Source organism: Mycoplasmopsis iners ATCC 19705, from assembly GCF_000701805.1.
GTDB classification, from domain to species: domain Bacteria; phylum Bacillota_I; class Bacilli_A; order Mycoplasmatales; family Metamycoplasmataceae; genus Mycoplasmopsis; species Mycoplasmopsis iners.
In genome coordinates this window covers 1-5,618 of sequence record NZ_JNJW01000021.1, presented here as the reverse complement: position 1 = coordinate 5,618, position 5,618 = coordinate 1, and the positions used below count along the sequence as shown (strand labels likewise).

1 protein-coding gene is annotated in these 5,618 nt (G+C 24.8%); it reads left to right on the top strand.

Going from position 1 to position 5,618, the window contains the following annotated elements:
- Nucleotides 1-40 precede the first annotated feature (40 nt).
- Nucleotides 41-5,618, top strand: a 5,578-nt coding sequence (locus T395_RS03455) for a lipoprotein 17-related variable surface protein (protein ID WP_156933084.1), incomplete at its 3' end; no start/stop codon positions are given.

The following is a 5,618-nucleotide window of genomic DNA, read 5'->3' as shown; positions in this document are numbered from 1 at the left end:
TATATATATATATATATATATAGATATAAGGTGGTATATTTTGAAAAAAGCGAAAAAGATTAAAAAAATTGTGTTGAGACTTAGTGCGATAAGTGGATCTTTGCCTCTTGTCTTTTTACCTATTTCTCAAACTAATACAACAAGCAGTTCACAGGAAATTGATAGTAAATACATGAGCTATACTCAATATAACAAAGTACAAGATGATGGTATTTATACTAATTACAAGACCTATGATCGTATGAATTATGCGTGATATTTAAAACCTAATACAATAAAAGAAATTTATAGTAATAAGGAAGACGAAAATTACAGTGGAGATGTAAATGGGAGTGATAAAAAGAAATACTATTTCACTAATAAATATAATTGATATAGATTGTATGACTATAACGTAAATAAAGAAAAATGAGATAGATATAGCGGTAATTATAATCCGGCATGAGATTTATTAAATCCTTCCCTAGTTCTTGATAAAGATACAATTAAAACAAGATACAATTGAGAAAAAAATAATAATCAAGATTCTTCATTTTTTAATGGAGATGGATGAGATTTAGTTAATGATACAAAATCTTTTAGAGTAGGATTCAATGTTGACAAATTAAGATCTGATGATAGAAAATTTTTTGTAGGACTTTGAATTTCAGATGACCTAATTTTAACTGGAAATATTAAAGCTATTGTTTCAACTAGAAATACAAACGATCCTTTTCAAGAAGCTATTGCTAATCCTTCAAATGTTAGAACTTATAATATTTCTGTTAATGAGAAATATGATGTAAACGATGTGAAAGATGACGCACGTTCTGCAACATGATATGGAAAAGAAGAGTATAAATATAGAATAAATCCTTGAATTTCTAAATCTTATGATTACACAGGTGAATTTAATGAAGGGGACAATCTTTCAGGATTTAAATTTTACAGTTCTAATGAAAATAATGAATATGCTCAATTTAATAAATATTATGTTTCTAATAAAGTTGGATATACAACGGGTAAAACTTGATTAAATTCAATGCATTATGGTTCTTTTTATAAATCATTTCCAAAAGAAATAGCCCAAAATATTAATGATCAATATAATATATTATGAGGTGGTGTTCGTAATGATTATTTCAGAAAAAGAACGATTGGTAACATGATTATTAACGATGAGCCATCATTGGAAGATGTAAAATATAAACCAAAATTAAAAGGTAAAGACGTTGGTCCATTAGGGTTATATCAAAAACAATATAAAGATAAAGATGATTACACATATCATTCTCTTAATAATAATGCAGGTTCATTTTTATTTTTGGAAATAAAATCTGAAGGTGACAGCACGGCAGGTTTTACACCATCATTGCAATTAGAATTTACAGTAAAAAGGAATCCTAATACAATAGATAATAACGGAGTACGTAGTGGAAATGATGTTGCTCCTCTTTCAAGAGATGCTTCGTCTAAAAAAACATATATTGGATTCGGGCAATTTAAATACGAATGACCAGATTACGCTGATAGACAATTTGGATCATTTATGAAAATTGCCGATCGCCAGACTTATCAAAACATTAAATTAAATACAAGTGAAACTTTAATTAAAAGTGAATATTTATTAGATAGCGACAAATTACCGAATACATCATTATCCTTAATTGAAGAAACTAATGGCGTTGAAAGATTCATTCATTCGATAGACAAATCAAAATATAATGAAATAGTAACTCAAAATAAAATTCTTTCAGAATATAAAACTAAAAACAATATAGATTCTTTAGTCCTATATAGAAATATGAATAATTTAAAACTTAAAACAAGTTTTATAAATCCAGATGATAGTAAAAAATGAAAAATTATTTCTGATAATTCTTATTCAACTACAAACCCTAATTTATTTTCATTTAATGATTTGGATGAAAACGGGTATATTAATTTTAATAATATTAGCTATGATTTAACAGATTATGAAAAGTTAAAAAGATTTGCAACTGATGAAACCAAAAATCAATGATTAACAGCACCACAAATTGAGGATTTATTAAAACAAATTAAAAGTCATTCAGATTTTAATGAATCAACATATTCTTTTAATGATTCAAAATGATTTAATTATTATAAAGATCAAATTTCTAATTTAAATACTTTACAAGGAAAAGCTGAAGAAAAAAGACTAGAATTAAGAAAATTAGTTTTAAGCACAAGTGATAAAGTTGATTGAAATATTGAAATTAGCAACAAAATTCTTTTCGCTTTTGCTGATTCAAGTGAAGCAAAAGACCCCGCATTACAATTGTTAGAATTAGAAGGATCTAATAAACAAACACAAAAAAAATATGATTTGCAATACGATTCAAACCCAAGCAGTGAAGCAGTAAAAAGAAATGACAATACAAATGTTATTTTGCAAAATGCAACTCAAATCCAAAAATTTATAAATGATGTAGATGACATAATTGCTAAAATAAAAAGCAGTGGGAAAACTAATTTAGAAAATGAATTTATTAATACTTTAAAAAGTAAAAATATTACTAAATCTAATTGAAGTCAATATAACTATTCACAAGGAATAAAATTTATTATTGCTACAATTAATTCGGTATTATCAAGCTACAATACTCCATATGATTTAACAAATTTTGACTGAACCACAAATCAGCAATATAATGATGGTAAAACATCTATTCTTAATAAAATTCAAAATTTATCTACTTTATATGATGCAATTCAAAATATTCAAACAAAAATTCAAAATTTAAAAAATGATAACTTGGTTTATGGAAAAACATTAAATAAACCAACTATTAATGATGATTGATACAATAATTTTGTAGAAAAATTGCAAAATGCTAATAATGTTCAAAATGACACATCTTATGCTTTTTCATCTGAAGGTAATTTAGATACTTTTAAAACTACTAATGCAAATAATTTAAAAACTAATTGAATTAACAAAATTCTTGAATTAAATGGAAATAAAAAACAATTTACGGCTGATATTAATTCATTTAATTATTTAGATAGTTCTGTAAAAGAATCGTTTATTCAAAGAATACCAACAGTGAAAAACTTTGCCTATTCTGAAACTAATTATCAATTAACAGATAATAGAAATTCTATTAATTCACAATTAGATTCATTAATTAATGAAGCATTTATTCAAGCAAAAGCAAAAGCAAAAGAAAAAATAAATAGTTTTGCTTATGTTTCGCAACCATTAAAAAATACTGCTTCAAATAATATTGATAGCGCTGAACTTTATAAAAACAAGACTGATGATGCTCAAGATGATTGAGTATATTTTGGTAATGACAAAAATTTAAAAACTATTGTAGATGAATTAGAAAAACAAAATAATTACCATAAACAATTGGTTGATTATTTAGTTTCTCTAACATTAAATGGTAAAAATAATGTTTTAACTCAAAAACAAAAAGAAGCATTTAAAAATGACATTCTTTCTAAAAATTTTGCTAATGAAAATGAAGTTAATGAATATAAAAATTCTATTAACAATGTAAATGATGCAACACAAAATTTAAAAACTTATGTAACTGCTTTAAATACTAATACAGATAAATATAATTTTGCTTCTCCAGATAAAAAACAAAATTTTGATGCATATAAAACAGTTGCCGATTCATTATTAAATAATCAAAGCGCAAGTATAAATCCAACACAAATTTCTAAATTACAAGAAAATTTAACTAATGCTTATACGGCTTTAGATGGTGATGCTTTTATCAATAAAGTAAAAGAATTAAATTATTTAACTACCAATTTACAAAATCTTATAATTGAACAAATCAAAGAAGCAAATCCAGATCAAAGACAAGCAATTTACGAAAAAGCAAAAAAATTGAATGATGATTTTGGTACAACTGATTTAACTTTAATTAATACATATAATTCAGCTAAATCAAATTCTGATTATGTTAGTGGATCAAAAGCAAGAAAATCTACTTTTGATTCTGCTTTAACTAATCTTAATGCTAAATTAGACACATCTAAAAATAAATTAGAACAACCAACAACAGTTCCAACAAATTACACAAACTTTATTGAAAATTATATTAGTCAATACAATCAATTAAAATCTTCTATTGCAACTGCTTATAGTGGACTTGATGGAGATGAAATTAATGCTGAAAAAGCAAGACTAAATGCAATTAATTTAACTTTTGATTATCCAAGTAAAGAATCCGTTTTACCTTCAACAATCACAGAATCTTCAATAACTAACAACTTAGCTCAAAATAATATAAATGTTGTTAAAAACGATATTAATAAAAACAATACAGATGGTACAGTATCTCTTAATTACCAATTAGTTTCAACAGATCCAAAATTTAATTATTTACCAGCTGATGAAAAAATTAAATCAGATTCTAAATCTGCTACTATTAATGGATTTTTAACAACGAATCAAAAAGCTATAAATGATAAAAAAGCTTCTTTAATTGAAACAATTAATCAAGCAAAAAATAATAATAAAATTACTGACAATCAAAAGCAAACATTAATAGATGCTGTTAATAAGGCTACAAGTCTTGAGGAATTGGATAAACAAGAAGCAAAAGATAATGAAATTTTCAAATTAACTTCTACTTATCAACATTTAAATCCAAAACAAAATAAAGAATTATTTGAAAAAATCCAAAATGCTACAAGCATTGAAGAAGCTAAAACTATTTTTGCAAAAAAAGAAAATGTTGACTTAAATAATTCAATGAAAAAATTGAAAGATTTAGTTACTGAATATAGAAACAAAAAATCTAGTGTTGATTACACAAGTGCAACTAATCAAAGTCAATTTGATACTATTTTAAATTCAGCTAATGAGTTAATTTCTTCAACTACAAATAATGGATCTACTAATCCTTCATTAAATACTTTAATTGGGAATATTAATCAAAACGGTTCATTAACTAATAGTTTTGCTTTACTTGATGGAATTAAAAATAAAGCAAAAAATGATATCAACGGATTAAGTTATTTAACAGAAATACAAAAACAACAATATAAATCAGAAATTGATAAAATTTCCGATTTACAAACCAGTGAAAATAAACAAAATGCTGTTGATAAAATTTTAACTAAGGCTAAATTAAATCAATATAATGCAACTTTTGATTATGATAATAAACAAAATATTACTCCGAGTCAAATTGTTGAAAGCGATGTAAATAAAACCATTGTTTATAATAATTCTTTAAGTAGCCCAACAATTACAACTGATCAAATTGTAATTAAAGAAATTGTTAAAAATGATGGTGATGGTACTGCAACAGTTAAATATGTAATAAAAGATGCTGCTGATTCATCTTTAACTTCAGAAGTTAAAGAAGCAACAATTAGTGGTTTTAAAACTGGTAATCAAGCAGAAAAAGAAAGATTAAATGCAATTAATTCTGTAACAGTTAATGCTACTCCACAACAAAAACAAAATCAAGCTTCAAAATTGACTAATCCTCAAGAATTACAATGAGAAATTCAAAGTAGTCAGAATGCTGAAATTGTTGATAAAACTATTGTTGGTTACAACGATATCACTGGTAAATTAAAAGTTTCTTATAGACTAAAATCAAAAACTTCAACAAACATTTATTCAGATGTTAAATATGCAGAAA